General features: G+C 57.3%; 28 protein-coding genes. 13 read left to right on the plus strand and 15 right to left on the minus strand.

Annotation, left to right across the window (positions count from 1 at the left end; translation table 11 throughout):
* Nucleotides 1-8 precede the first annotated feature (8 nt).
* The 4 genes from VF694_RS15220 to VF694_RS15235 form a co-directional block, all read right to left on the minus strand.
* Complete coding sequence (locus tag VF694_RS15220; RefSeq protein ID WP_059318497.1) at nucleotides 9-743, minus strand: LrgB family protein; 735 nt, start codon at nucleotides 741-743, stop codon at nucleotides 9-11.
* Nucleotides 740-1,093 carry a CidA/LrgA family protein gene (locus VF694_RS15225; RefSeq protein WP_003804305.1) on the minus strand — a complete coding sequence of 118 codons (354 nt, stop codon included), beginning with the start codon at nucleotides 1,091-1,093 and terminating at the stop codon, nucleotides 740-742. Before VF694_RS15225 ends, VF694_RS15220 begins: the two co-directional genes overlap by 4 nt.
* A gap of 145 nt (nucleotides 1,094-1,238) precedes the next feature.
* Complete coding sequence (locus VF694_RS15230) at nucleotides 1,239-1,733, minus strand: RidA family protein (protein ID WP_329956480.1); 495 nt, start codon at nucleotides 1,731-1,733, stop codon at nucleotides 1,239-1,241.
* 93 nt (nucleotides 1,734-1,826) lie between these two features.
* Nucleotides 1,827-2,204 carry a RidA family protein gene (locus tag VF694_RS15235; protein WP_059318498.1) on the minus strand — a complete coding sequence of 126 codons (378 nt, stop codon included), beginning with the start codon at nucleotides 2,202-2,204 and terminating at the stop codon, nucleotides 1,827-1,829.
* Between the two features lie 117 nt (nucleotides 2,205-2,321).
* Here VF694_RS15235 and VF694_RS15240 point away from each other — a divergent pair, with 117 nt between their 5' ends.
* The 5 genes from VF694_RS15240 (at nucleotide 2,322) to VF694_RS15260 (ending at nucleotide 7,912) form a co-directional block, all read left to right on the plus strand.
* The gene (locus VF694_RS15240) at nucleotides 2,322-3,203 is read left to right on the plus strand and encodes an ATP adenylyltransferase family protein (RefSeq protein ID WP_440164835.1); all 882 of its coding nucleotides are present in this window, start codon (nucleotides 2,322-2,324) and stop codon (nucleotides 3,201-3,203) included.
* 322 nt (nucleotides 3,204-3,525) lie between these two features.
* Entirely contained in the window at nucleotides 3,526-4,305 is a 780-nt protein-coding gene (locus VF694_RS15245) for a response regulator transcription factor (RefSeq protein ID WP_240208895.1), read from the plus strand.
* 422 nt (nucleotides 4,306-4,727) lie between these two features.
* A complete protein-coding gene (locus VF694_RS15250; protein ID WP_440164836.1) occupies nucleotides 4,728-5,525 on the plus strand; it encodes a winged helix-turn-helix domain-containing protein in 798 nt (265 codons plus the stop codon).
* Nucleotides 5,526-6,051: 526 nt separating this feature from the next.
* Complete coding sequence (locus VF694_RS15255) at nucleotides 6,052-7,755, plus strand: sodium:solute symporter family protein (protein ID WP_003804293.1); 1,704 nt, start codon at nucleotides 6,052-6,054, stop codon at nucleotides 7,753-7,755.
* A gap of 34 nt (nucleotides 7,756-7,789) precedes the next feature.
* On the plus strand, nucleotides 7,790-7,912 hold the full coding sequence (locus VF694_RS15260) for a putative transporter small subunit (protein ID WP_003804292.1): 123 nt from the start codon (nucleotides 7,790-7,792) through the stop codon (nucleotides 7,910-7,912).
* 521 nt (nucleotides 7,913-8,433) lie between these two features.
* On the opposite strand, the gene VF694_RS15265 is transcribed toward VF694_RS15260, so the two are convergent.
* On the minus strand, nucleotides 8,434-9,069 hold the full coding sequence (locus tag VF694_RS15265; protein WP_039943925.1) for a threonine--tRNA ligase: 636 nt from the start codon (nucleotides 9,067-9,069) through the stop codon (nucleotides 8,434-8,436).
* A gap of 86 nt (nucleotides 9,070-9,155) precedes the next feature.
* On the opposite strand from VF694_RS15265, the gene VF694_RS15270 reads away from it, so the two are divergent.
* Entirely contained in the window at nucleotides 9,156-10,097 is a 942-nt protein-coding gene (locus VF694_RS15270; RefSeq protein ID WP_059318501.1) for a LysR family transcriptional regulator, read from the plus strand.
* On the opposite strand, the gene VF694_RS15275 is transcribed toward VF694_RS15270, so the two are convergent.
* Together VF694_RS15275 and VF694_RS15280 are read right to left on the minus strand one after the other, a co-directional pair.
* A complete protein-coding gene (locus tag VF694_RS15275) occupies nucleotides 10,094-10,618 on the minus strand; it encodes a carboxymuconolactone decarboxylase family protein (RefSeq protein WP_059318502.1) in 525 nt (174 codons plus the stop codon). The two genes, VF694_RS15270 and VF694_RS15275, sit on opposite strands and share 4 nt — an antisense overlap.
* Before the next feature lie 110 nt (nucleotides 10,619-10,728).
* A complete protein-coding gene (locus VF694_RS15280; RefSeq protein WP_059318548.1) occupies nucleotides 10,729-12,060 on the minus strand; it encodes an aspartate aminotransferase family protein in 1,332 nt (443 codons plus the stop codon).
* Nucleotides 12,061-12,241: 181 nt separating this feature from the next.
* On the opposite strand from VF694_RS15280, the gene VF694_RS15285 reads away from it, so the two are divergent.
* Nucleotides 12,242-13,102, plus strand: coding sequence for a MurR/RpiR family transcriptional regulator (locus tag VF694_RS15285; protein WP_426345480.1), 861 nt, complete (start codon nucleotides 12,242-12,244; stop codon nucleotides 13,100-13,102).
* 5 nt (nucleotides 13,103-13,107) lie between these two features.
* Nucleotides 13,108-14,145, plus strand: a complete 1,038-nt coding sequence (locus VF694_RS15290) for a C45 family autoproteolytic acyltransferase/hydolase (RefSeq protein WP_440164838.1) — start codon at nucleotides 13,108-13,110, stop codon at nucleotides 14,143-14,145.
* 69 nt (nucleotides 14,146-14,214) lie between these two features.
* On the opposite strand, the gene VF694_RS15295 is transcribed toward VF694_RS15290, so the two are convergent.
* Both VF694_RS15295 and VF694_RS15300 read right to left on the minus strand, forming a co-directional pair.
* Nucleotides 14,215-14,778, minus strand: coding sequence for a cob(I)yrinic acid a,c-diamide adenosyltransferase (locus VF694_RS15295; RefSeq protein ID WP_003804279.1), 564 nt, complete (start codon nucleotides 14,776-14,778; stop codon nucleotides 14,215-14,217).
* Nucleotides 14,779-14,781: 3 nt separating this feature from the next.
* Nucleotides 14,782-15,312: a GNAT family N-acetyltransferase gene (locus VF694_RS15300; protein WP_003804278.1), complete on the minus strand. Its 531-nt coding sequence runs from the start codon at nucleotides 15,310-15,312 to the stop codon at nucleotides 14,782-14,784.
* Nucleotides 15,313-15,474: 162 nt separating this feature from the next.
* On the opposite strand from VF694_RS15300, the gene VF694_RS15305 reads away from it, so the two are divergent.
* Complete coding sequence (locus VF694_RS15305; protein ID WP_230406306.1) at nucleotides 15,475-15,729, plus strand: copper-binding protein; 255 nt, start codon at nucleotides 15,475-15,477, stop codon at nucleotides 15,727-15,729.
* 245 nt (nucleotides 15,730-15,974) lie between these two features.
* Here the strand turns inward: VF694_RS15305 and hslU are convergent, their stop codons facing one another.
* From hslU to VF694_RS15330, 5 genes are all read right to left on the minus strand, one after another.
* On the minus strand, nucleotides 15,975-17,312 hold the full coding sequence (hslU, locus tag VF694_RS15310) for an ATP-dependent protease ATPase subunit HslU (RefSeq protein ID WP_059318504.1): 1,338 nt from the start codon (nucleotides 17,310-17,312) through the stop codon (nucleotides 15,975-15,977).
* A gap of 17 nt (nucleotides 17,313-17,329) precedes the next feature.
* Nucleotides 17,330-17,863 (minus strand): ATP-dependent protease subunit HslV, encoded by a 534-nt coding sequence (gene hslV / locus VF694_RS15315; RefSeq protein ID WP_003804273.1) that lies wholly within the window; start codon nucleotides 17,861-17,863, stop codon nucleotides 17,330-17,332.
* 356 nt (nucleotides 17,864-18,219) lie between these two features.
* A complete protein-coding gene (dksA, locus tag VF694_RS15320) occupies nucleotides 18,220-18,657 on the minus strand; it encodes an RNA polymerase-binding protein DksA (RefSeq protein ID WP_039943815.1) in 438 nt (145 codons plus the stop codon).
* A gap of 82 nt (nucleotides 18,658-18,739) precedes the next feature.
* Complete coding sequence (locus tag VF694_RS15325; RefSeq protein ID WP_003804269.1) at nucleotides 18,740-19,840, minus strand: CobW family GTP-binding protein; 1,101 nt, start codon at nucleotides 19,838-19,840, stop codon at nucleotides 18,740-18,742.
* A gap of 199 nt (nucleotides 19,841-20,039) precedes the next feature.
* The gene (locus tag VF694_RS15330) at nucleotides 20,040-20,531 is read right to left on the minus strand and encodes a Fur family transcriptional regulator (RefSeq protein ID WP_301606510.1); all 492 of its coding nucleotides are present in this window, start codon (nucleotides 20,529-20,531) and stop codon (nucleotides 20,040-20,042) included.
* A gap of 81 nt (nucleotides 20,532-20,612) precedes the next feature.
* Here VF694_RS15330 and VF694_RS15335 point away from each other — a divergent pair, with 81 nt between their 5' ends.
* Genes VF694_RS15335 through VF694_RS15350 form a run of 4 tightly spaced genes read left to right on the plus strand, consistent with a single transcriptional unit; the run spans nucleotide 20,613 to nucleotide 23,428 of the window.
* Nucleotides 20,613-20,762 (plus strand): hypothetical protein, encoded by a 150-nt coding sequence (locus tag VF694_RS15335; RefSeq protein ID WP_162829365.1) that lies wholly within the window; start codon nucleotides 20,613-20,615, stop codon nucleotides 20,760-20,762.
* Nucleotides 20,763-20,766: 4 nt separating this feature from the next.
* Nucleotides 20,767-21,489, plus strand: coding sequence for a metal ABC transporter ATP-binding protein (locus tag VF694_RS15340; protein WP_059318505.1), 723 nt, complete (start codon nucleotides 20,767-20,769; stop codon nucleotides 21,487-21,489).
* Nucleotides 21,489-22,391, plus strand: a complete 903-nt coding sequence (locus VF694_RS15345) for a metal ABC transporter permease (protein ID WP_059318506.1) — start codon at nucleotides 21,489-21,491, stop codon at nucleotides 22,389-22,391. The genes VF694_RS15340 and VF694_RS15345 overlap by 1 nt, the downstream gene beginning before the upstream one ends.
* Complete coding sequence (locus tag VF694_RS15350; RefSeq protein ID WP_440164840.1) at nucleotides 22,388-23,428, plus strand: metal ABC transporter substrate-binding protein; 1,041 nt, start codon at nucleotides 22,388-22,390, stop codon at nucleotides 23,426-23,428. The genes VF694_RS15345 and VF694_RS15350 overlap by 4 nt, the downstream gene beginning before the upstream one ends.
* A 1-nt stretch (nucleotide 23,429) precedes the next feature.
* On the opposite strand, the gene VF694_RS15355 is transcribed toward VF694_RS15350, so the two are convergent.
* Nucleotides 23,430-24,383: a tyrosine recombinase XerC gene (locus VF694_RS15355; protein ID WP_440164861.1), complete on the minus strand. Its 954-nt coding sequence runs from the start codon at nucleotides 24,381-24,383 to the stop codon at nucleotides 23,430-23,432.
* Nucleotides 24,384-24,386 lie beyond the last annotated feature (3 nt).

Here is a 24,386-nt window from a genome sequence, read left to right on the forward strand (position 1 = left end):
GAGTGGGCTCAGACCATGCCCAGCCAGCGCAAGATCAGGGGCACGAAGGGCACCAGTATGGCAGTCATGATTCCATTGAGGCTCAGGCCAATGGCCGAGAAGGCCCCGATTGTTTCATGGACCTGCAAGGCGCGAGCGGTGCCAATCGCGTGTGCCGTCACGCCCACGGCAAAGCCGCGGGCTTCGGGGCGGTCAATGCGCAGCAGGTTCAGCAGGGGGCGTGCCATGATGGTGCCGGCGATGCCGGTAATCGCGACAGCCACGGCTGCCAAGGAAGGCTGGCCATCAAACTGCTCTGCCAATGCCATGGCAATGGGCATGGTGGCCGACCGAGGGGCGACCGACATGATGGTTTCCATCGATCCACCCAAGGCCCAGGCAATCAGAACCGTACTGAAAATAGCGGTGACTGAACCGATCAGCAGCGCAATCGTCAAGGGTTTCCAGATTTTGCGCAGCTGACGCAACTGGCTGTAGAGTGGCACGGCCAGGGCGACGGTCGCCGGGCCAATCAGAAAGTGAATGAATTTGGCGCCCTCGAAATAGACTGGGTAGGGCGTGCGGGTCAGCATAAGCAGAGCGACGATGACCAGTACGGAGACCAGAATCGGCAGCAAAAAGGGGCTGCTCCCCGATTGACGATACATCCAGACCGAGCCCGCGTAGACCGAGCAGGTCAGGGTGAGCCACAGCAAGGGGGAGCTGGACAAAAAGACCCAGATTTGAAACAGTCCGTCGGTCATTTTTCTTCTTCCTGACGGTTTTTGAGCAAGCGGTTAAGCACCAGAGCCGTCACCACCATCGTGATGACGGTGCCACCCAGGGTGGCAATCAGAAAGGGCTGCCATTCATCGGCCACCCGATCAAAATACAGCATCACGCCGGTGACGGCGGGAATGAACAGCAGCATCAGGTTCTGCAGCATGACACTGGCCGTGCTCTCGAGGGCGGCCGGAACCCCGCCACGGATCAGCAAGGCGGCCGCCAGCAAAAGCATGCCCGCCAAGGGGCCGGGCAGCGGTAAAGACAGAGTCTGCACCAGGACTTCGCCGAGTAACTGAAAGGCGAACAGGGCAGTAATCGCGTAGATCATGACAATATCCGTAAAGCACGAAAACGCCAGGCGGCAAGCCTGGCGCAGGTAACAAGGTCTGGCTGAGGGTGCTAGTGTGCCATACAAGCCAGTCAGGCAGTAGACGTGCTGCTTATATGGAATTGGCTATGGCAAGTTCGTCGTATCAATGCTTGGCGGCAGGGGGTTTGGCGCCTGTCCAGGCCTGGACTTCGATTTCAACATCCACCCCGCCTGCCAGTTTGGCTTGTACCAGAGAACGGGCCGGGAAGTTGCTGCCCAGGCGTTCCTTATAGACTTTGTTGAACTGGTCGTACAAGGCAATATCGGACAGATAGACGGTGGCTTTGACCAGCTGGTTCAGGTCGGCGCCGGCCAGGGCCAAGGCCTCCTCAATCCGGTCCAAGGTGGCATTGGTTTGATCCTCAATGCTGCCCCGCACGATCTCGCCTTTCTCGTTCAGCGGAATTTGCCCGGACAGAAACAGAAAATCACCGGCCTGCACGGCGCGGGAAAAGGGCATGTCCGCATCCGCCAGAAAGCGTTTGATTGCCGTCGGTTCTGTGCTCTTGCCTGTGCTTGCGGCATAAGCGGTGCTGATGCCCAGTCCTGCGACCGAGCAAACCAGCAAAGTGTGACGGGCCAAAGCAAATAAACGCATCAGAATTCTCCTTGGACAAGGGGGAATCCAGTGTGCCACAGTCGAGGCCGGGCAGCGTTAATTAATGTGACGGCCCGTCGGCCTCAAGGTTGCTTAAGCGCGATCGCCCAACCAGGCCTGGACTTCGATTTCCACGTCCACATTCTTGGCCAGCTTGGCTTCAACCAGCGAGCGGGTGGGCAAGGTGTCGCCAAAACGTTCGGCATAGACCTTGTTGAAGTCAGCAAACAGGGCCATATCGGACAGCCAGACTGTGGCTTTGACCACGTCGGCTAAGGTGGCGTTGGCCAGTGCCAGGCCTTCGATCAGGCGATCAAAGACGGCGTGGGTCTGGTCCTGGATGGAGCCACGTACCACTTCGCCCTGGGCGTCGTAAGGGATCTGACCGGACAGGAACAGAAAACCGCCAGCGATGGTCGCACGCGAAAAAGGCAGTGGCAGTGGGCTGGCAATACGGCGGATACCGGACATGGAGTACTCCTGATAGGGATGGTGGAAAAGTCGGTCAAGGCAGCAATGCGTGTTTGTTCACGTCTCTTGCCTACAATAAGGCGTCACTATACAACTTCAAATGAGGAGCGAGACGACGTGAGCAAGGAAATTTTGCAACGCCTGGACCAACTCAGCCAGGCTGCGCTGGCCAGCGGGGATTTGTTGCCTGTGCAAGCTCAAGAAGAGCTGATGCACGATCAGGGGCTGACGTTTTTTGTGCGTTGGGTGTCCACTCTGGCGGCCAAGGATGCAGCCAGCGTCTCGATCCCGGGCGGGCCGCGCGACCCCAATTTCAATCCTTTCCTGCCCCCAGCACCGGCATTGACCGTAGCCGATGCCAGCCCCACCCATAATATAGTGCTGAACAAGTTCGCGGTCTGTGATTTGCATCTGGTGCTGGCTGACAAGGTGTTTAGCGAGCAGCTGAGTCCTTTGCGCGACATTGATTTTCAGGTTCTGGCGGATTTTTTGGCCCTGCAGGGCGGGCTGGGGTTTTACAACGGCGGCGGACCGGCCGGAGCCAGTCAGCGGCACAAGCATACGCAATGGGTCCCCCCGGCAGAGAGCAACGGCTCTTTGGCTTTGTATCTGGATGAGCTTCCTGCTCAGGCCCCGGTTGGCAGCGTGCATCGGCACCCGGCATTGGTCTTTGAGCACTGCTTTGTGCGCCTGTTGGAGACGCAGGACCCGACCGCTTTGAGCAGCAGCTTGTTGAGCGCTTACCAGCTTGCGTGCAAGGAGTTGGGTCTGGTCACGGACGAACAGGGTTTGTTACCGCCCCATAATATGCTGGCCGGTCAGGGCTGGCTGCTGGTGGTGCCGCGTAGCGTGGAGCTGGTGGATGGCATCTCGGTCAATGCCCTGTCGTATGCAGGCTGCATTTATGTCCGCACTCCCGAGCAAATCGAGCGAGTGCGGCAGATAGGCCCTTTAGCTGTTCTGGCTCAGGCTGCCTACGCCAGCACGCGTCAGGCTTGAGTTCCCTGGTCGCTGAGCAGGATGAGACCCGCTGCGGCGGGGTTTTTTCTGCTCTGCTGTCACATTTTGAATCCCTATTTATTATTAAGAAACATCAGGCAAATATGGGGATTTCATACAAATTGATTTTCGTTTCATTTCATTTTGGTAAAGAATTAATGAATATAAACAGCAATTTATTGAAATAATGTAACTTTGTTTTTTGAAAAGAAGGGAAATGAGGCGTTTCGAAAATAGAGCCATTCAGGTATAAGCCTCTTAACTAATAGAACCATCATCGGTTTGAGCAATGTAGGCTAATCTATCTAAAGGTGAATGGCTTATGCATGTCTCGTCGGATGCCCATATTCTTTTTATTGCACCCGAACCCTTCGGAGCCATGGATCTGCTGGTGTTATTGCGCACCAGTTTTGGCCGGGTCAGTTTTGCGCTTGATGCCCAGCAAGGCTTGGCACGCTGTCTATCACTGCGGCCCGACTTTGTGCTGAGTGATTACCATCTGCCTCGTTTGAGAGGGGATGCCTTTATGCGATTGCTGCGCGCCAATCCACAAACCGCCGCCATACCGGTTGTGTTCTTATCCGTCCTGTCCTGTGCCGACAGCCAGTTAATGGCCTTGCGCAGCGGGGCGCGCGATTTCCTCGATTATCGAACGAACGTACAACTGGTGCTCGAGCGTATTCGTCTGCATCTGGGGTTGAGAGAAATACAACCAGAGAGCGTGAGCAGGGAACGTCGGCGCTTGCTGGAACGGGGCAAGGAGTCGTCCCCACGCACCCCCTTGGTAGAGACAGTGCAGCAGCATGTACGCGACAATTTATCGGAGCCGCTCAGCGCCGAGAATCTGGCGGCCTTGTTCGGCACAAGTGCCCGGCGTCTGAATGCACTTTTCAAAGCGACCTGTGGCGTGACGGTGCACGATTACGTGCGCTCCACCCGGATGGGCTATGCCATGCACCTGTTAACGCATACCGACATGGCTGTCATCAATGTGGCTGTGGAGTCTGGCTATGTGAATCCGGCCAATTTTTCCACTGCGTTCAGACAATATAGCGGCCTGTCTCCCTCGGTCTATCGGCAGTGCAATAGATCTAATATTTAAATTGACTTTGAAATTTAAAAAAATAATAAATTTTTGTCTTGTGCAACGATTCAAATGGGTTTAGTGGAAATTCAAAGGTAATTATTAAAAAGCAGTAAGAGAATAAACACAGCCGGATGGGTTAGGGGTTCGGTAAGACTTTTCTGAGTATCCAGATTTAATCAATCGCCATAACGGTGTGAGGGGCGGTTTTGCGCCCTGAAACCGGCATGCGTCAGCGCGTACGGCGGCTCTGAACTTATCCAGGGCTGTTTGCAGGCAAATTCTGCCACTATCACGAATGCCGTGGCTGCTGGCTGTGTTAGTGCCGGGAATACTTGATCTTGCGGTCCCTGACGCGATCGCGGCACAGCGCTTTCTAAGCCAGGTTCAAGGGTAAAAAAAACATAAAGAGCCTGAAGAGGCCAGCAAGGATGGGGACGATGACGGTTGAGCAGATTTTTCTGTTGTATGACGAACTGACGGGCCTGCAGAAGATCGCACGGGAGGCGGAGCAGTGGGGCGTGCGGGTTCAGATAGTTGGAACGATAGGGCAGTGCCTGTCAGTGGCATCGGCAGCGGATGTGCAGGCGGTCTTTGCCTTGTCGTGTCAGGCAGACAAGGTTTTTTTGCATATCAATCGCCTGCGCATGGTCTTTCCCGCCTCAGGCATTATTGTCGTGCGACGAGCCAAGACGGCGGGTTTGGAGCGGGGGCATCTGATGCTGGCAGGGGCCGATGCCTGTTTCGATCAGGAGGCCCTGCCGGTCGAGGTGGTGGCCTGCGTTCAAGCCTTGCGTCGACGCGGCTATGCCTTGCGGCAAAGCGTGGCGCTGACCGAGCCGAATCGCTCCAAAGAAGCACTGGTCGTGTCAAAAACGGGCCCGGAATCCGACTCCTCCTTATGGGAACTGATGGAAGACGGATGGACCCTGCTCAGCCCGCGCGGTCAGCCTGTAATGCTGACTCGGGGTGAGCGCCGTATTGTCTTGGCCTTGTTCGCTCTCAGTCCGCAAACCGTAGCGCGCGACCGTTTGTTTCTGCCGGAGGAAAAGGGCGGGGCACAAGTGCGTTCTGTGGATGTTGTCATCAGCCGTTTGAAACGCAAATTGTGGGCTCTCGGCGAGGAGCTGCCGATTCGCTCCGTGCGTGGTCAAGGCTACGCGTTTGTGGGCAGCGTCCCGGCAGTCTGTCAGGAGCTGGCGCGTGAAAGCCTCCGTAAAGACGGGGTTTACGACTGACGGGGACAGGACGGAGAGGGGCTTTTTCGATGCTGAAACGGCATGATATAGACCCTAAAATTTTAAATATGTATAATTAGTCGCTCTGGTTCATGGAACCAGCTTCTCGAACTGACCGCTCAGGTGCGACAAAATCGCATAAAAATAGCGGTCTGTTCTTCAACAGGTTGTTGCACAACAACCCGGCTTTTTAGTCCGAAACACCTTGCCCGACCTTCTGGTCGCGGAACAACCAGCCGACTGTCCTGGCGGACATCGGCCTGCAACAGAGCGGCTTGTCTCTGGCCATATTGATTTTTGTCCGGCCCGCAGACTTGCCGTAATGTGAGGCACTTTGCGTTGTGTCTTGCTTTTTCTCGCTTCGGCTTGTGCCGAGGGCGGGAGCGTGTGCGCGCGCGTTCGGTTTGGGTGCTTCGGTTCAGGTCCTGGGATCGGTGCCGCCCAGCGCGTTATGGCGGAATCGGCACGCATGCGAGCGGGGAAGGCTTGGCCAGACTTCCCGCCGCAGAAGAGAAAGGGAAAAGACATGCAAGAGGCGGAGTTTTTTACACTTTCAAGCACCACGGCAATCTTGCTGCTGCTTGGTTTTTATGGCGCGACATTCTTGATGTCGCTCATGATTGGTCAGAAGAAAGAAAATGTGGACGGATACATGGTATCCAATAGTGCAGTGGGCTTTGGCCTGGCGGCGGCCAGCATGATTGCCACCTGGGTATGGGCCGCGTCGTTTTATGCCAGTGCGACCTCAGGCTACAAGTATGGCTTGTCCGGGCCTTTGCATTACGGGCTGTGGGGTGCCTTGATGATTCTGTTCATCTATCCCTTTGGGAGGCGGTTTCGCCAGTTGGCGCCGCAGGCGCATACCTTGGCCGAGGTGCTGCACGCGCGGCACGGCTCGTCCAGTCAGATGATTATGGCGATTTCCAACGTGGTGGGAAGTGGCATCAGCCTGATGGTGAACTTCACGGCCGCTGGTGCGTTGGTCTCGATCCTTAGCCCTCTGACATTCATTCAAGGTGTGCTGATCGCCGGGCTGGGTGTGTTGTCCTACACCTTGTGGTCGGGATTCCGCGCCTCGGTCATGACCGATTTTGCGCAACTGGTGGCCATGATCCTGTCGGCTGTCATTATTATTCCGCTGATTTTTTTCAATGCTGGTGGTCCAGAGATGGTTCAGGCCAACTGGTGGCGCCTGGACTCCGAACAAGCGAATTTCTATTCGACCAAAGCGATTTTGGAGCAAGGGGCTCCCTACTTTGTCGCGGTACTGGCCTATGCGATTGGTAACCAGACCATCGCGCAGCGCCTGTTTGCCGTGCGTGAAGATCTGATCAAGCCTACCTTTCTGACCGCCACCATTGGCTATGGCGCGGTGGTGATTGGTCTGGGCATGTTGGGACTGCTGGCCCTGTTCACCGGTCTACAGCCTGTAGACGGCAATATGAATAACATCATTCCACAGATGGCATCCACGTATTTGCCACCCTTTGGCATTGCCCTGTTTTTTATTCTGGTTATCGGCTCCCTGTCCTCCACCGCGGACTCGGACCTGGCGGCCCTGTCGGCCATCATGATGACGGATATCTATGCCAAGAACATTGCTCGCGGTCGACCCAACCCCACTCGCATGTTGTGGTGGGGCCGTATCACCATGGTGGTCGCCACGATGGTGGGGGTGATCTTTGCCAGCTTGCGTCTGGATATTCTGGTCATGCTGGTGTTTGTGGGCGCACTGTGGGGGGCAATCGTCTTTCCGGTCATCGTCAGTTTCTACTGGGACCGAGTCACCAACAAGGCGTTTAGCTGGTCGGTCCTGTGTGCCGTGGTGCTGTTTACGATTGTGCGCTTTGAGCTGATCCCCATTGAGGGTGTGGTAGCCGTGTTCTACGAAATAAGCGCTTCGATTGGGGGAGGCGTGGTGGCCGGTCTGATGGCGTTCGCTTTTTTCAACAGCCGTATTGCGATTGCGGTGGGGGTGATTGCGACCGCGGTTCTCTTGCCCAACTTTATCGGTTTCTTGCGTGAGTACATCGTGCTGCTGGGTTCCTTGACCGCTTACGGAGTCAGCGCGGTGGTGTGTGTGGCATTGAGTCTGCGCAGCCAGGAGCGTTTTGATTTTTCCGTGCTGGCCGAGCGTGTGCAGTCGTTTCACTATGACGACACTCCCGCGCCGGGAAAGCAGAAAACGCGGCAGTCACAACAAGGCGAACCCGCCTCGGCCCGCGCCTGAGGGCAGGTTTAAACGACGTAGAAAGGAGAACACGATGCTGATGACAATTTACTTTTTGGTCTGGCCTGTGATGTCGGCCATCATTCTGGTCTTGCTGTTGGGTAATCTGATTCGTGATTGGCGCATGGCCCGCAAGACGGGTCAGTCCATGGTCTAAAAGCAGCAACCCCGTCCTCAGTTGCAGGACGGGATTTTTTTTGAGGGGGGCCGGGGCAAGGCCGGAGGACAGACCAGAGTGCAGACTCCGGACGCTGTTCATGTACACCCTCGACGACGGATTGCCGGCGTGCCCCGCCGCCCGCCGCTGCGTTGTAGGCCGGTTCTGGCAATGCATCCCCGGATGGCTGATACCTTGCTCCGCTTTGTCCGTCTGACGCAGAGGGGCTGCTCGCCGGGCCTGCAAAAGCTAAAGCCGATATTCCTGTCACTTGGCATCTGTCGATGATGAATAAGGCCATGGATCTGGGTTTTGTGAAGCGTAAGCATCAATAGGCGGTGCCAGTCTCAGATGCGGACTTGCTCATCGAGTGGTATCCGTCTGCGCACAGTGTGCCAAGGCGCTGGCCCTATAGGCTGGGTTTGGCTGTCGTGTGCCGATAAAGAATAAAGATGTTTACTTTTTTTGATGCTTTCTGCTGATGGCTGGAAATAATCAATAGACTAAATTTTGATTATTCATTAATCGAGTATTTCATAATGAATTCTCAATTCATCTTTTTTATTTTTGATACGGGTTATGGTCAATCCATTTAATTCTGCCGTATTTTCAACATGCGTTCCGCCGCAGGGATACTGGCCCAGCTTGCCAATTGCAATCTGACGGTGCCCCTGATGAATGTGGATGGAAATAGGGTGGGCCAACTGAATTTGTTCCCTGCAGCGGGCCGATAAGTCTTCCAGGCTAGGAGGCAGCGCATTGTTGGACTGACGAAACACGAGCCGTGCCTCGCCCGGCCAGTGATGCGCCTTGATCGCTTGCCAGCCAGTCTGCTCAAGCAGATGGCCGATCAGGTGGCCGGCCGTATGCAAACGTGCATGCGCAAGCCTGTGCATCTGATCGATTTTCATTTCTACCGGCCCCAAGGGCAGGCTCACCGGTAGATAGTGCAAAACCTGTCCGTCGCGGTTTTGGGTCACATGCAGAACTTCGTGTCCGTTTAATGTGCCTTTGTCGCAAGGCTGACCACCACCTTGGGGATGGAATAAAGTTTTATCCAGCCGAACGACATAACGCTCATTTTCCGAGTGATAACACTCGAGGATTTCTGTTTTGCCAATAAGTTTATGGCTGGTCAAATATAATTTATCGTGCATTTCATAATCAATGGGTGGGTGCTCATGCATTGTAGGCGTAGTAGACCCCCCTGATAATTGCAATTCAACGACATAATTTATTCCCTATGAGCACAAGTAACCTCACTTCCTTGATGAGCGACATGGTGGTGTTTGTCAAAGTCGTGGAGACGGGCAGTTTTTCCGAAGCTGCTCGCCAGCTGGGCAATACACCCTCGGCAGTCAGCCGTTCCATTGCACGTTTGGAAAAAGGGCTGGGAACCCGGGTGCTGCAGCGCACCACGCGTAAACTGCGCTTGAGTGACAGCGGTCAGGCAATTTATGAACATGCGCGTGACATGTTGGCCTGCGCACAAGCAGCGATGGAAATATCGGGGCAGTTTCAGACGGAGCCGGAGGGTCTTATACGCTTGAGTGTTCCTAAAGCGGTGGGGCATTTTCTGATTCATCCGCACATGCCTGACTTCTTGACCGCGTACCCCAAAGTGAACGTGGTGATGAGTCTGGATGACCGCTATACGGACCTGATCGACGATCAACTGGATCTGGCCATTCGTATCACCGACCAGCCGCCGCCGGGTTTGATGGGGCGGCATCTGAGCGATATTCGACATGGTCTGTATGCCAGCCCGGACTACGTGGCGGCACACCCGTTGCCCACGCATCCGCAGCAGTTGCGCGAGCACAGTTGCATCTATTTAGGGGAAGCGCCGAGCGATTCTCGCTGGCGTTTCAGCAAGGGCGGTAAGGTTTTGAACGTGACGGTTAGCGGCCGCTATGCGGCCAACCACACCGGAGTCCGGCTCGACGCCGTAGAGCGAGGGCTGGGAATCGGCAGCCTGCCGCGCTTTGTCGCCAAGGGAGCGGAGCAGCAAGGGCGTATCGTACGCGTCCTGCCCGATTGGGAGTTCCGGACGCAATACTGTGGCGCCCTGTGGGCGCTGTATCCGCCCACTCGCCATTTACCCCCCAAACTGCGGGCGATGGTGGAGTTTCTGGCGGGGCGGCTGGGAGGGGGTAAAGGGGAGGTCTGGGGGCCGTCGCCTTAACGGGCATCATCCGAATGGATGTGCAGGGCTTCCAGAAAACGCGACACCATATTGTAGGTGGCGATGGTGGCCGTCAGCTCAACGGTCAAGCGTTCATTGAAATGCTGCCGTATGGCCTGGAAGATGGCAGGCTCCACTTGTACCTGCAGGGTCATGGCATCGGTATAGGCCAGTACGGCACATTGAATGGGTGTGAACTGATCAGAGTCCTGCCAGTTGGATAAAGCATCGAGCTGCGCCTGACTCAGGCCCTCTGCAAGGGCGATCGGGGCGTGCTGATCGGCTTCGTAGGGAGCGCGGTTCAGCAAGGCCACGCGCATGATGACCAGTTCGCGCAAGTCGCCCGGCAGACTGCTGTGGTGGCGTATGCCGGTCAGGTGATTGAGCCAGCCCTTGGCAATGGGCGGGCTGTGCAGCAGCATCTGGTACAGGTGCAGCACGCTGCCGCGTTCGGCAATAATTTGCTCGACCAAGGGAGCCGCATCGGGGGCGCTCAGGTCTGCATAAGGTAGGCGGGCCATGATTCTCCTTTCTGTGTTGAGGGAAATGGCGGCATGTAGGCCGCCAGTTATAGGACAGAGCGCTGGCTCCTTGTCACCTGCTCGGGTGGTCAGGCAGACGCTCGGGACGTTCAGGCTTGACGAGGCAGGACGCGTTCCAGGGTGTGTGTCAGCCGCTTCACGATCTCGTGAATATCCGCTTCCGTGCAGATAAAGGGCGGTGCCAGCAAGATATGATCGCCGTGAACCCCATCAATGGTGCCGCCCATAGGATAGAGCATCAGCCCCTGTGAAAACGCCTCTTGCTTGATCCGCGCATGCGTTTTCAGGCCGGGGTCCAATGCCTGTTTGCTGGCCTTGTCCTGTACCAGTTCAATACCAACGAACAGGCCGCGACCGCGGATATCGCCCACATTGGGATGCTCGTCCAGAGCCTGGTGCAACTCACGACGCAGTTGTTCGCCCCGTTGGCGTACATTTTCCAGCAACTGCTCGTGTTCAATCACTTGTTGCACGGCCAGGGCGCCGGCGCAGGCCGTCGCGTGCCCCATATAGGTATGACCATGCTGGAAAAAGCCCGAGCCGTTCAGGATGGCCTGATAGATCCGGTCACTGGCCAGCATGGCGCCGATCGGTTGATAGCCGGCTCCCAGCCCCTTTGCAATGGCCATGATGTCCGGTACAACGCCATCCTCTTCACAAGCGTACAGGTAGCCGGTGCGGCCCATGCCTGACATGACCTCGTCCAGAATCAGCAAAACGCCGTGCTTGTCGCAGACCTGACGGATTTTTTTCCAGTAATCGCCCACGGGTGCCAGGGCACCGGCGGTTGCGCCAACAACGGTTTCGCCTACAAAGGCGGCCACATTTTGGGGCCCGAGACGTTCAATGGTGTCGTCCAGTTCCTGGGCCAGCCGGTCGGCGTATTGCTCGTCGCTTTCATGGCTGCCTTGATCGCGGTAGGGGTAACAGGGGGAGACATGCTGGGCAGGAGCGAGCAAGGGCAGGAAAGGCTTGCGACGCCATTCGTTGCCGCCGATCGCCAGTGCGCCCAGCGTATTGCCGTGATAGCTTTGGCGACGTGCGATAAAGATATGGCGTTCGGCTTGACCTATTTCCACGAAATATTGTCGAGCCAGCTTCAGGCTGGCTTCCACCGCCTCGGAGCCGCCGGACAGAAAATAGACATGGTCCAGATCGCCGGGCGCACGGCTGCTCAGAAAGTCCGCCAGACTCTCTGCGGCCTGGCTGCTGAAAAACGAGGTATGGGCGTAAGCAATCTGATCGAGCTGATGCTTGATGGCGTCAATCACGACAGGGTGACTGTGTCCCAGGCAGGAGACGGCTGCCCCGCCGCTGGCGTCGATATAGGACTTGCCTGTGCTGTCAATGATATGGATGCCATCGCCTTTGACTGCATAGGGCAAGGTTTGTTTTGGGTTGCGATGAAAGACGTGTGTCATGGCGCAGATCCGGAAAGTAAACGCATAAGGGTTTTCAACGTATGTTGAAACTATAATAATACTTTCAACAAATAAATCATCTTTGTTGAGGTGGCAGGGGTGGATAAAGACCTCACTGTTGCGTTCAGACTGCATTTGTACCCGATATATACTTGGTATCCCTTTTTAAGCGTGTTGGCCCATGAACTCCTTGAGCACTTTGACCGAGCGTATTCAGGCGGCTTTTGCCTGCATGTCGCCCCAGTTTCAGCAAAGCGCGCGCTATGTGCTTGATCACGCCGATCAGGTGCCCTTGATGTCCATGCGACAGTTGGCCGTACAGGCCCAGGTGCAGCCGGCCACGCTGCTGCGCTTTGCCCGGTCTTTGGGCTTTGATGGTTGGGCGCCGTTCAAGGCCGTATTCACCCAGGCCCTGCACGGTCAGGGGGCGCGACGCTATGCCGAGCAAGCCCGCGCCGTGGTGCGCAACCGCCGCAAAGAAGACCGCCTGGCGCAGGTGCTGACCGTGCAAATGGATAATCTGGCCGTATTGCGGGAGGTCAACGAAACGCGCTTGCCTCAGGCCGTGGCGCTGCTCAGCAAAGCCAAGCGGGTGTTTGTGGCAGGGTTCAGGGCCTCTTTCGCGCCCGCGTTTTCTTTTCATTACCAGTACCGCCTGTTTCGCCCCTCGATTGCCTTGTTGCGCGGCGAGTCCGGCACCCTGGATATGGATTTGCGGGCCCTGCAAAAGGGCGATGTGCTGGTCTTGTTCGGTTTTGCTCCCTATTCCCAGGAAGCGGTGTTGGCTCATGGGGCAGCCCAGCAGGCGCAGGCACATATTCTGGCGATTTGCGACAGCTTGCTTGCCCCTATTGCGCAGCAGGCAGATGCCACATTATTGTTTGGAACCGACAGCCCGTCTTTTTTTCCTTCTCTGGTTGCCGCTCAGGCGCTGGTCGAGGTCTTGCTGGAACAGGTTCTGGCCAAGGCGGGCAGTCGTGCTGTAAGCGGTATTGAGTTGGTTGAAAATCAATTGCACCAGTCTGGTGCCTACTGGAAATAGACGCGATGGCTAAGTTGTCCTATCTGGAGTTAACTGGTGGTCCCAAAGAAATTGGCCATTCTTTGGGACGTTTTGGAGCCCCCGCCGTGCATGCCTATTTGCTCAGCTCAACAGCTTGGCAAGGCATCATGCAATTTAAGGGGACGGCTGTTGCCGCTGAGCTGGCGCAGTATACCGAGCGTTATTTTCCCCGAATATGGACCGAGCTCCAGGGCCTGGCATTGGGTCTGGAGCTCCCCTTTGAGGACGTGTTTTTGTGGAATTGCCGTGGCGATTTGTGGGCCATGGCCCCGGACGGCTGCACGACCGTGCAGTTGCCAGCCCAGGGTGAGCCTCGACTGGTGCACAACGAAGACGGTGACCCGGGTTTTGTCGGTTATTGCGGGGTGGGCAAATTCATTCCTGACAGTGGCATGTCATTTGTGTCGTTCCTGTATCCGGCCTCCTTGCCCGGGCACAGTTTTGCCGTGACGCAGGCCGGGCTGGCCATGACGGTCAATAATGTCCGCGCCCGCCATGTCACCCCTGGCGTGCCGCGTATGGTTCTGACCCGCGCCATGCTGGATCAGCCTGACCTTGATCAGGCAGTGAGCCTTTTGCAGGACCATCCCCGCTCGGGAGCGTTTCACCTGAGCCTGGCCCAGCGGGGCGATACGCGCCTGCTAAGCGTGGAGTTCAGTGCGCAGGCCGTTTCGGTCCAGACAATTGAACGCAATCAGTTGCATGCCAACCACGCTGTGCACGAGTCCATGCAAGGGTTTGAACAGCGTATTACCCGATCCTCCGAATTGCGCCAGGAGCGCGGCGACGAGTTGCTCTTGCAAGCCGGTTCAGCCGTCGACCCCTTGAAAGTTCTAGCGGACCAGCACCACGTGCAGTTCCCAATCTGGCGTTGTGACCCTGATGACAGTGACAGGGAGAACACCTTGGCAACCGTGGATATTCAGGTGGGCAGCCAGTCTCTGAAATGGCAGGTCTACGAAGATCCGACCGATCAACCCGTGCTGACCTTTGCGGATGTCACCCGCATCGATCAGGTCTGAAGATGAAAATAAACAGGGCCCTGTCAATGCAGGGCCCTGTGCGCAACGGGGTAACGCGCTACGACGCAATCAGCTTGTGGACGATTCGTGGCGCTTGGGTTCCCAGAGGACATCGGGGCGGCCCGCATGGCGGTTGAGGGTACGCGCCAGCACAAACAGCAAATCCGACAGCCGGTTCAGGTACAGGCGTGGACCATCCTGTGGCAAGGCCTCCGAAGGGACGGCCACGACACTGCGCTCGGCACGTCGTGCCACGCAACGCAGCACATGCGCCTGTGCCGCGGCCGGACTGCCGCCGGGCAGAATAAATTCCTTCAGTATCCCCAAGGGTTCGTTGTAATGGCGTATTGCCGCATCCAGGCGCTCCACATGGACTGAACCGATGACCTGATGGCCAGGAATGCACAGCTCGGCTCCCATATCGAACAGATCGTGCTGGATATCGGAGAGCAGGGCGTCGACATCTTCGGGCAGCTCCAGGCTGCGCAGCACACCAATATGGCTGTTCAGCTCATCCACATCGCCCAGGGCGTGAATCAGGGCTGCGGTTTTGGGCAGGCGGCTGCCATCGCCCAGGCCGGTCGTCCCGTCGTCGCCCGTGCGAGTGCTGATAATGGAAAGTCGTGTGGACATAATTTAGCCTTGTGCTTCTGCGGGCACGGGTGTGCCATTGGCCATATTGACCAGGGCCTCTCCGGTGACACGCACCACGCGCCAGTCTTGCAACACCTGGGCGCCTTGATGCTGATAAAAATCAATGGCGTTCTGGTTCCAGTCCAACACCACCCATTCCAGGCGGCCGCATCCCTGAGTCACCGCCATCTGCGCTAGATGGCGCAGTGCTGCGGCACCCAGACCTTTTTTACGGTGGGCAGGATCGATGTACAAATCCTCCAGATAGATGCCGCGGCGATCCAGAAAGCTGGAGTAGTTGTAAAACCACATAATGTAAGAAATTATGGTGTCGGGCTGGCCCTCAGGGGTGATGACCAGACAGTAGGCGCTGGGCTCATCCGAGAAGAAACTGTTGCGCAGCGACTCGGCGCTGGCCTTGAAAATATGCTCCAGTTTCTCAAAGGAGGCCATATCGCGCATCAGGCCCAAAATGGCGGGAATGTCGGCGGGAGTGGCTGGACGCAGCACATACCCTTTAATAAATTCGCTCATGCTTTTGCAAAGGTTTAGCGTTATGCTTGATCGGAAACAGACGCAGCAGGCGTCCGAAAGTAGGCATTATGAGCTAATTGTTCAGCTCTGCCCAATTTGCAGGAGTGAAAAATGACGTGGACAAAACGGGGCGCGGCTCTGGCGCTGGGAGCCTTGGGAGTCATGGCTGGATCGGCTTATGTCGTGGTGGCCCAGGCCCAGGAAGCCAGTGCATCGGGCGAAGTTCGTCGACTGGACACGGCAGCAGGCAAAATCACCATCAAGCATGGTGAGATCAGCGAACTGGAACTGCCCGCCATGACATTGGTGTACAAAATTGATCCTGCCTTGCTGGCCGACATCAAACCGGGCGACAAGGTGAAATTCACGGCCAAGCGTGACGGCGGGGATTACGTGGTCATCAAGATCAGTAAATAAGCCGTGTCAAAAACCATATGAAAAGCCGGGTTCGCCCGGCTTTTTTCTGCCCCAGGCAATCAGGCGGTCGGTCACGGTATGTAAAGTCGCGTGATAAGTGTAGAGGCGGTCGACATAGAGGGCCGACGAGTGGGGCGGGATGGGCAGCGACGCTTGGTGCTCTGGACTTGCAGGGAAATGGGACGGGATAAAAAACGGGGGCAGATTCTTCTGCCCCCGTTTGTGCTACTACGACTGTCCGCCGCTTACAGCACGTAGCGTGCCAGATCCTGGCTAGCTGCGGTTTCCTGCAACTGCTTGTTCACATAATCGGCGTCGATGACCACACTTTGCTCACCGTGGCTGCCAGCGCTGTAGGACAGTTCTTCCAACAGTTTTTCCATGACGGTGTACAAACGACGGGCGCCGATGTTTTCGGTGCGTTCGTTTACATCGAAAGCCAGTTCGGCCAGACGCTGGATGCCGTCTGGGCGGAAGTCCAGTTTTACGTCTTCGGTGCCCAGCAAGGCGGTGTATTGCTTGGTCAGGGACGAATCGGTGGCCGACAGAATCTGCACAAAATCTTGAGCGCTGAGCGATTCCAGTTCCACACGAATAGGGAAGCGGCCTTGCAGTTCGGGAATCAGATCCGAGGGGCGGGACAAATGAAAGGCGCCCGAGGCAATGAACAGGATGTGATCGGTCCGCACCACACCGTATTTGGTGGTGACGGTGGTGCCTTCTACCAGCGGCAGCAGGTCCCGTTGCACGCCCTGGCGGGAGACGTCGCCGCCACTGCCTTGGCTTTCGCCGCGCGCGGTGATCTTGTCGATCTCATCCAGGAATACAATCCCGTTCTGTTCGGCATTGGCTACCGCGGCCGTGCGCAAATCGTCCTCGTTCACACGACGGGCAGCCTCTTCTTCGGTCAGTTGCTTGAAGGCTTCCTTGACCGTCAGCTTGCGGGCTTTGGTCTTTTCCTGGCCTAGGCCGGAGAACATGCCGCGTAATTGCTCGGTCATTTCTTCCATGCCGGGAGGGGCCATGATTTCCATGCGAGGCATGGCCTGGGCCATCTCGATTTCAATCTCGGTATCGTCCAGCTTGCCTTCACGCAGGCGCTTGCGAAACACTTGGCGTGCCGAGTTATCTTCACGCTGCGGTTGGCCGTGGGCATCGCGCGAGGGCGGCACCAGCACGTCCAGAATGCGGTCTTCAGCGGCTTCCTCCGCCTGAGTGCGGACACGGCGCATCTCGATCTCGCGGGTTTGTTTGACCGAAATATCCACCAGATCGCGGATGATGGTTTCGACGTCACGGCCCACATAACCCACTTCCGTGAATTTGGTGGCCTCAACCTTGATGAAAGGCGCATTGGCCAGCTTGGCCAGACGGCGGGCGATTTCGGTTTTGCCCACGCCGGTGGGGCCAATCATCAAAATGTTCTTGGGCACGATCTCGCTGCGCAGGGGCTCGGCAACCTGCTGGCGGCGCCAGCGATTGCGCAGGGCCACGGCCACGGAGCGCTTGGCCTTGCCCTGGCCAACGATATGCTTGTCCAGTTCGGAGACGATTTCTCCGGGAGTCATATTAGGTGTAGACATGGTGGTGTATCCGGCTGTCAGAGTGTTTCGACGATATGGTTCTGGTTGGTATAGATGCACAGATCACCTGCGATCTCCAACGATTTCTTGACGATGTCGGCAGGTGCCATATCGGTGTTTTGCAGCAAAGCCAGGGCTGCGGATTGCGCATAGGAGCCCCCCGAACCAATGGCAGCCAGGCCATGCTCGGGCTCCAGCACGTCGCCATTGCCGGTCAGCACCAGCGTGTGCTCTTTGTCCGCCACCAGCAGCATGGCTTCCAGACGGCGCAGGACGCGATCGGTACGCCAGTCGCGCGTCAGTTCGACGGCAGCGCGCAACAGGTTGCCCTGATGCTTTTCCAGCTTGGCTTCAAAGCGTTCCTGTAGGGTGAATGCGTCGGCAGTCGCGCCGGCAAAACCGGCCAGGATGCTGTCGTTGTACAAACGGCGGATCTTGCGGGCCGTGCCCTTGATGACAACATTGCCCAGGGTGACCTGACCGTCGCCACCGATGGCGACTTGATCTCCGCGGCGTACACAGACAATGGTAGTGGCGTGAAATTGTTCCATGATTTCCTTCCTTTAAGTTCTCCATCTGGGGGCCGGGTAAAAAATTTCAAGCGCGTGACAGCAGGAAGTTTTTTCAGGGCCTGGCGGGAGTTTGTCTTTGGGCAAGACAGAGGATAAGCGGGACGGAGGGCCAGGCCGTGCATGGCGCACTCAGCACGGTTCGGGCTGTGCCGCTTGTCAGGCTGCCCGCCCGCCGCCAGTTCTGCGTGTCAATCCGCTTTAGCTGCTGCGGGTTCGCCTGGGCCTACGTGTTTCCTGGCTGATTCGCCTGGCGGGGCGCGTGAAACGCAGGGGCAAAAAAAACCCGCCAGAATGATCAGGCGGGCTTTTTGTCGGGGCATGAGCGAATCAGCCTATCAGTCCCCAAACATCTTTTGACGCTTCTCGCGACGTTCCTGGGCTTCCAGCGACAGGTTGGCGGTCGGGCGGGCCAGCAAACGGGGCAGGCCGATCGGCTCGCCGGTTTCCTCACACCAGCCGTATTCGCCCGATTCGATCAGGGCGATGGACTGTTGCACTTTCTTGAGCAGCTTGCGCTCGCGATCGCGGGTTCGCAGTTCCAGAGCGTGTTCTTCCTCGATCGTGGCACGGTCAGCTGGGTCAGGAACGAACTGGGTCTCACGCAGGTTTTCCGTGGTGGCACCCGCATTGGCCAGAATTTCCTGCTCAAGCTGGCGCAAACGATGCTTGAAAAACTCCAGCTGGGCGGCGTTCATGTAGTCTGACTCAGGCATCGCCAAAAGCTCCTGCTCGGTCAGCAGGGTTGTAGTACTGTCATGTGACTTAGTTGCCATGATGCTTACCTCTTGTTGACGTCTGGGAGCCTGTAACTGTCGTCACGCGCAATCGCTCCGCATTTACTGAATAATTATTAATTCAGACCAGGCAATTCTCCAGGCCCTGGGTGAATATATCTTGGGGCAGCTTGCGGCCAATAAAGACCAGCTTGGTGCCTTTCTTATCTTTGGCCAGCCAGGCATTGCCGGGCTCGGCGCTCATCATCATGTGTACGCCTTGAAAGAGCATACGACGATTGATGCCCTTCAGATACAGAATGCCTTTATAGCGCATCAGATCTGGTCCAAATACCTGAACAATGCCCGACAGGAAATCTTCGAGGCGTTCGGGGTCAAAAGGACGATCCGAACGGAACACGAAGGCTCCGATTTCGTCATTGTGAGCGGCGTGTCCGTGGTGATGATGGTGGTGATCGTGGCCGCAGCCCGGACCGCACTCGCCTTCATCGCCGTGGGCATGATCGTGGTGATGATCATGGTCGTCAGCCGCATCGGGATGCTGCTCTGCCAGGAATTGCGGATCAATGTCCAAAATGGAGTTCAGGTTGAAACCGCTGACTTCCAGCAAATCCTTGATATCGGTTTCACCAAAGTGAACCGGCGTAATGGTGGCGCGCGGATTGATACGGATCAGACGGGCGCGCAGGGCCTCGTACTCGGCATCGTTGACCAGATCTTTTTTGGAGATCAGCAGGCGGTCCGCAAAGCCAACCTGTTTCTGGGCTTCTTCCTGCTGGTCCAGCGTGGCCATGCCATGTTTGGCGTCCACCACGGTGATGACCGCGTCCAGCCGATAGTAGTCGGCAATATCATCGTCCATGAAGAAGGTCTGACAGACCGGGCCGGGGTTGGCCATGCCGGTGGTCTCGATGATGACGCGTTCAAACTTCAGCTCGCCCGCCTCGCGACGCACACGCAAATCGTTCAGGGTGCGCATCAGGTCGCCACGTACCGTGCAGCAGACGCAACCGTTGCTCAGCTCAACGATTTCTTCTTCGGAGTCCTGTACCAACAACTCATTGTCGATGCCTTCCGGTCCGAATTCGTTCTCGATGACGGCAATGCGTCGACCGTGATATTCGCTCAGGATGCGCTTGAGCAGCGTGGTCTTGCCAGCGCCCAAAAAACCAGTCAGCACCGTGACTGGAACCATGTTTTTCAGATCTGATGCCGCGTTCATAAACATGCCTCGCAGTGGCGGGCGAAAGGTACAAGGCACGGCCCTTGCCGCGGCTTCCTGTACCCCCCTGCTCCGCACGAAAACAACGTGCGATTACATCACAGCCTTGCCTGTTGGGCAAACGGTGATCTGTAAAAATTCACAGAGGTTTGCCAATCGATCGAGGAATATATACTGATTGGCGGCAAAATACCATGTTTTAGCGGGCAGATAAGGGTTTTCGCTCGTTTTTAGCCGCGACGCAACGCTGGCACACGCCGCGCAGCTCGGTTTCGTGGCCCGACAGGGCAAAGCCGGCACCGCGTACGCAGTCAGCCAGCCTTTGGCTCAGGTCCGGTGCGCACAGTTCCACCACGGTGCCACACTGGGTGCAGACAATCAGCAAGTCGTGGGGGTGGCCGCCGGCATCCACACAGGCAGTCCAGGCATTGACGGCATCCAGACGGTGGATCAGGCCTTCCTCTGTCAGAAAGTCCAGGGCGCGGTACACGGTAGGGGGCTTGGCCCCAGGCTGGAACTCGCGAACCAGATCCAGCAGTTCGTAGGCGCGCAAACTGCGCTGGGCCTGAATCAGGATTTCCAGTACCTGACGGCGAATTGAAGTCAGCCGTTTGCCGCGCTCCAGGCAAAGCTGGTCCGCGGTAGCAAGCTGGTCTTCAATGGCGGCGGGCGTAAGAATATGTACAGGCATGGCGCTTGATGGGTTGTTTGTTATGTTATAACATCTTTAGAGAAATTAAATATCCTCATCCAGCCGCATTATCCCTGTTTCATGTCCTGTCCTCAATTTCCCTCGACTTTCCGCAGTCCGGCGCCGCGCCGTTCGCTCTTGCTGGCCTCGGCCGGGCAGCGCGTACTGGGCGCTTTGTGCGTGGCTGCTGCGCTGTGGCTGCTGACGGCCTGGGCCATGGGCGCGTGGTAAGGGCATGAGTTCACATCAGACCTTGATCGAGCTGGATCATGTGGCGCTGGGCTGGAAAGACAAAATTGCTCTGCGTGATATCAGCGGTTGCTTTACCCGAGGCTCCTTGACAGCCATTGTGGGGCCAAACGGGGCGGGCAAGTCCACCTTACTCAAAGGCTTGACCGGGCAGATCAATCCGCTCAAGGGGCGGATTGTTGTCGATAGTGGCTTTTTGAATGAATTGGCCCTGTTGCCGCAGATGGGGGATCTGGACAAGAGCTTTCCCGTGACGGTGCATGACCTGGTTGCCATGGGGGCCTGGAAGCGGGTCGGAGCCTGGGGCGGTTTCCCCAGGGCGGAGCATGAGCGGATTGCCCATGCGCTCGAACAGGTCGGTCTGGCGGACTTCGCCCGGCGTTCCATTGGCACCTTGTCGGGCGGGCAGCTACAGCGTGCCTTGTTTGCGCGCATGATCATGCAGGACGCCCAGATTCTGTTGCTGGACGAACCCTTTGCCGCGGTGGATCGCGCGACATCGGATGAATTGATGAGCTTGATTCTGGATTGGCATCAACAGGGCCGTACGGTCATGGCCGTGCTGCACGACCTGGATATGGTGCGTAGCTGCTTTCCGCAAACGGTGCTGCTTGCCGGACAAGTTGTTGCCTGGGGGGAAACCGAAGCCGTGCTGACGCCGGAGAATCTGCATCTGGCCCGGCATTTGTGCGCGGGGGACTATCTGTGATGGCACTCATTGATGTTCTGTTCGGCCCTTTCATGGACTTTGGCTTCATGAAGCGCGCTCTGGCCGGCTCCTTCGCCCTGGCCGCAGCGGCCGGGCCGTTGGGCGTGTTTCTGGTGCTGCGTCGCATGAGTCTAATGGGCGATGCCATGGCGCATGCCATTTTGCCTGGGGTGGCGGTGGGGTTTCTGACGGCCGGCCTGTCTTTAAGTGCGATGGCCATAGGGGGCATGATTACGGGCCTGGTGGTGGCCTTGCTGGCCGGATTGGTCGCGCGCCTGACTCCACAGCGTGAGGACGCCAGTTTCGCCGCCTTTTATCTGGTGTCTCTGGGGTTGGGGGTGCTGCTGGTGTCGCTGCGCGGCTCCAATATGGATTTGATTCATGTGCTGTTTGGGACGGTACTGGGCCTGGATGATGCGTCCTTGCTGCTGGTCACCAGCAGCACGACGGTCACCTTGGTGATCCTCGCGCTGGTCTTTCGGCCCCTGGTGCTGGAGTGCATGGACCCGATTTTTTTACGCACCCAAGGGGGCCGCGGCTCGCTGGTTCATATGCTGTTTTTGTTCATGCTGGTCATTACCCTGGTGGCCGGCTTTCAGGTTCTGGGGACCTTGATGGTGGTGGGGATCATGATGCTGCCCGCTGCCTCGGCCCGGTTCTGGGTGTATTCCGTGGGCCGGCAAATGCTGGTGGCGGCCTTGCTCGGCATGATCAGCGCGTATCTGGGCTTGCTGTTTTCCTACTACTACAACGTGCCGGCCTCTCCCGCGATCATTCTGGCGGCTGGTGCGTTTTACTTTCTTTCCATCACCTTTGGCCCTCAAGGCGGTTTGCTGCGTGCGTATTCCCAATGGCGCGCGCGGCGTCGGCGCATGGCCTCTCTCTTGGAGCATGATCGATGAAAATGCGAGACATTCATTCAGGCCGCGCCGTACTGGCGCTGGGCTTGCTGGCACTGAGCCTGTCCGTACAGGCGGAACCCTTGCGCGTGGTCAGCAGCTTTTCGATCCTGAACGACATGGTCAAGGAGATTGGCGGCGACAAGGTGATAGCCAGCACGATTGTGCCCGCCAATGGTGACGCCCATGCCTTTGAGCCACGCCCCAGTGACGCCAAGTCTCTGGCCAATGCGCAATTGCTGGTAATTAACGGTCTGGAGTTCGAGACCTGGCTGCCCCGTTTGCAGCAGGCCGCGGGTTATCAGGGCCCGCAGGTCGTGGCTACGGCGGGCATTACGCCCTTGGCGTTTGAGGGCGGTCACGATGACCATGCCGACCACGACCACGACCACGACCACGACCACGACCACGATCATGATCATGCCAAGGAACCCGCCCACGCCCATGAGGCCGGACATGCTCCACAGGGCGAGAAAGAGCCCGGCACCCATGATGATAGCCATCAGCATGGCAGTCAGGACCCACATGCCTGGCAAAGCCTGGCCTTGGCGCAAATATATGTGCGCAATATCAGCCAGGGGCTGGAGCAAGCGGACCCAGCCAATGCGGACTACTATCAGCGCCGTGCCAAGGATTATGCGCAACGCATTCAGGAACTGGATGATTCCATCAAGGCTCGCCTAGAGGCAGTGCCGGTCGACAAGCGCAAGGTCATTACGTCCCACGATGCCTTCTCCTACATGGGCAAGGCCTACGATATTCGCTTTATTCCTCTGGTGGGCGTCTCCAGCCAGGCGGAGCCCTCGGCGCGAGACATTGCGCAAATTGTTCAGCAGGCTCGTCGTGAACAGATTCAGGCCATTTTCGTGGAAAACACGGTCAGCGCGAAGCTGGTAGAGCAAGTTGCGCGTGAAACTGGGGCGAAAGTGGGCGGGACTTTGTATTCCGACGCCTTGGGGGAGCCCGGCTCCGGCGTGGACACCTACTTGGGCATGATGCGCTCAAACACGGATCAACTGGTCAAGGCCTTGCAGCCCTGATTTATTCATCCGCCTGCTCACTGGTCCGCTGCTTGCGTTGTGCCCGAGGGTGGGCCTGATCGTAAGCCTGGGCCAGGTGCTGAAAGTCCAGCCGTGTATAGATCTGGGTGGTAGAGATATTGGTATGACCCAAGAGCTCCTGTACCGCCCGCAAGTCCTGGGCCGATTGCAGCAAATGGCTGGCAAAGCTGTGACGCAGGCTATGGGGATGCACATGGACGGGCAGGCCGCTGGCTCGGGCGTAGTTTTCCAGTTCCTGCTGGACGACACGCGGGTGGATCCGCGCTCCTCGTGCTCCCAGAAACAGCGCGGCATTGGCATCTGCGTTAGGGGCCAGCGAGGCCAGAATCGGACGTTTTTTCAGCCACGCCTGCAAGGCCTGGGCGGCCTTCTCGCCAACCGGCAGGCGCCGCGTCTTGCCACCTTTACCACTCACAAGCAGTTCGCGCTCTTGCAGCAATAACCAGCTTTTGGATTGATGCTGGGGGCTTTGGTGATAATGGGTGTCCAGGCTGACCAGTTCGGCCAGGCGTAGTCCGCTGGAATAAAACAGCTCGAACATGGCCTGATTGCGCAAACTGACCGGATCGTCCTGAATAGGTGCGCTGACGTGGTCCAGCAGTTGCTGGGTCTGGTCTACGGACAGTGCTTTGGGCAGAGGTCGGCCTATCCGGGGAGCCTTCAGGCTGGCGGCAGGATTCAAGGGCCAGCCCAGCGCTTGGGTACGCGACTGATAATAGCCGCGCCAGGCAGCCAGAATGCGGGCCAGACTGCGTGGTGCCATGCCTTGGGCATGCAAGCGGGCCGCGGCCTGCCGTAACTGGCTTTGATTTAGCGTGTCGGGGTCGGTGCCGGGATACTGCGCCAGCAAATGACGTAAGTCGTTCCGGTACGCACTGAGAGTGTGTTCCGAATAGCGTTTTTCCTGCCTGAGTTGATTTAGCCAGTTTTGCATGGC

It is taken from the genome of Alcaligenes sp. Lyrl_28 (assembly GCF_051948705.1).
Classification (GTDB): Bacteria; Pseudomonadota; Gammaproteobacteria; order Burkholderiales; family Burkholderiaceae_B; genus Alcaligenes; species Alcaligenes ammonioxydans.

What these genes read in the sequence shown, in the direction of transcription:
- VF694_RS15220 (WP_059318497.1), bottom strand. Translation starts at nt 743, where the DNA reads ATGACCGACGGACTGTTTCAAATCTGGGTCTTTTTGTCCAGCTCCCCC.
- VF694_RS15225 (WP_003804305.1), bottom strand. Translation starts at nt 1,093, where the DNA reads ATGATCTACGCGATTACTGCCCTGTTCGCCTTTCAGTTACTCGGCGAA.
- VF694_RS15230 (WP_329956480.1), bottom strand. Translation starts at nt 1,733, where the DNA reads ATGCGTTTATTTGCTTTGGCCCGTCACACTTTGCTGGTTTGCTCGGTC.
- VF694_RS15235 (WP_059318498.1), bottom strand. Translation starts at nt 2,204, where the DNA reads ATGTCCGGTATCCGCCGTATTGCCAGCCCACTGCCACTGCCTTTTTCG.
- VF694_RS15245 (WP_240208895.1), top strand. Translation starts at nt 3,526, where the DNA reads ATGCATGTCTCGTCGGATGCCCATATTCTTTTTATTGCACCCGAACCC.
- VF694_RS15250 (WP_440164836.1), top strand. Translation starts at nt 4,728, where the DNA reads ATGACGGTTGAGCAGATTTTTCTGTTGTATGACGAACTGACGGGCCTG.
- VF694_RS15255 (WP_003804293.1), top strand. Translation starts at nt 6,052, where the DNA reads ATGCAAGAGGCGGAGTTTTTTACACTTTCAAGCACCACGGCAATCTTG.
- VF694_RS15260 (WP_003804292.1), top strand. Translation starts at nt 7,790, where the DNA reads ATGCTGATGACAATTTACTTTTTGGTCTGGCCTGTGATGTCGGCCATC.
- VF694_RS15265 (WP_039943925.1), bottom strand. Translation starts at nt 9,069, where the DNA reads ATGCACGATAAATTATATTTGACCAGCCATAAACTTATTGGCAAAACA.
- VF694_RS15270 (WP_059318501.1), top strand. Translation starts at nt 9,156, where the DNA reads ATGAGCACAAGTAACCTCACTTCCTTGATGAGCGACATGGTGGTGTTT.
- VF694_RS15275 (WP_059318502.1), bottom strand. Translation starts at nt 10,618, where the DNA reads ATGGCCCGCCTACCTTATGCAGACCTGAGCGCCCCCGATGCGGCTCCC.
- VF694_RS15280 (WP_059318548.1), bottom strand. Translation starts at nt 12,060, where the DNA reads ATGACACACGTCTTTCATCGCAACCCAAAACAAACCTTGCCCTATGCA.
- VF694_RS15285 (WP_426345480.1), top strand. Translation starts at nt 12,242, where the DNA reads ATGAACTCCTTGAGCACTTTGACCGAGCGTATTCAGGCGGCTTTTGCC.
- VF694_RS15290 (WP_440164838.1), top strand. Translation starts at nt 13,108, where the DNA reads ATGGCTAAGTTGTCCTATCTGGAGTTAACTGGTGGTCCCAAAGAAATT.
- VF694_RS15295 (WP_003804279.1), bottom strand. Translation starts at nt 14,778, where the DNA reads ATGTCCACACGACTTTCCATTATCAGCACTCGCACGGGCGACGACGGG.
- VF694_RS15300 (WP_003804278.1), bottom strand. Translation starts at nt 15,312, where the DNA reads ATGAGCGAATTTATTAAAGGGTATGTGCTGCGTCCAGCCACTCCCGCC.
- VF694_RS15305 (WP_230406306.1), top strand. Translation starts at nt 15,475, where the DNA reads ATGGCTGGATCGGCTTATGTCGTGGTGGCCCAGGCCCAGGAAGCCAGT.
- hslU (WP_059318504.1), bottom strand. Translation starts at nt 17,312, where the DNA reads ATGTCTACACCTAATATGACTCCCGGAGAAATCGTCTCCGAACTGGAC.
- hslV (WP_003804273.1), bottom strand. Translation starts at nt 17,863, where the DNA reads ATGGAACAATTTCACGCCACTACCATTGTCTGTGTACGCCGCGGAGAT.
- dksA (WP_039943815.1), bottom strand. Translation starts at nt 18,657, where the DNA reads ATGGCAACTAAGTCACATGACAGTACTACAACCCTGCTGACCGAGCAG.
- VF694_RS15325 (WP_003804269.1), bottom strand. Translation starts at nt 19,840, where the DNA reads ATGAACGCGGCATCAGATCTGAAAAACATGGTTCCAGTCACGGTGCTG.
- VF694_RS15330 (WP_301606510.1), bottom strand. Translation starts at nt 20,531, where the DNA reads ATGCCTGTACATATTCTTACGCCCGCCGCCATTGAAGACCAGCTTGCT.
- VF694_RS15335 (WP_162829365.1), top strand. Translation starts at nt 20,613, where the DNA reads ATGTCCTGTCCTCAATTTCCCTCGACTTTCCGCAGTCCGGCGCCGCGC.
- VF694_RS15340 (WP_059318505.1), top strand. Translation starts at nt 20,767, where the DNA reads ATGAGTTCACATCAGACCTTGATCGAGCTGGATCATGTGGCGCTGGGC.
- VF694_RS15345 (WP_059318506.1), top strand. Translation starts at nt 21,489, where the DNA reads ATGGCACTCATTGATGTTCTGTTCGGCCCTTTCATGGACTTTGGCTTC.
- VF694_RS15350 (WP_440164840.1), top strand. Translation starts at nt 22,388, where the DNA reads ATGAAAATGCGAGACATTCATTCAGGCCGCGCCGTACTGGCGCTGGGC.
- VF694_RS15355 (WP_440164861.1), bottom strand. Translation starts at nt 24,383, where the DNA reads ATGCAAAACTGGCTAAATCAACTCAGGCAGGAAAAACGCTATTCGGAA.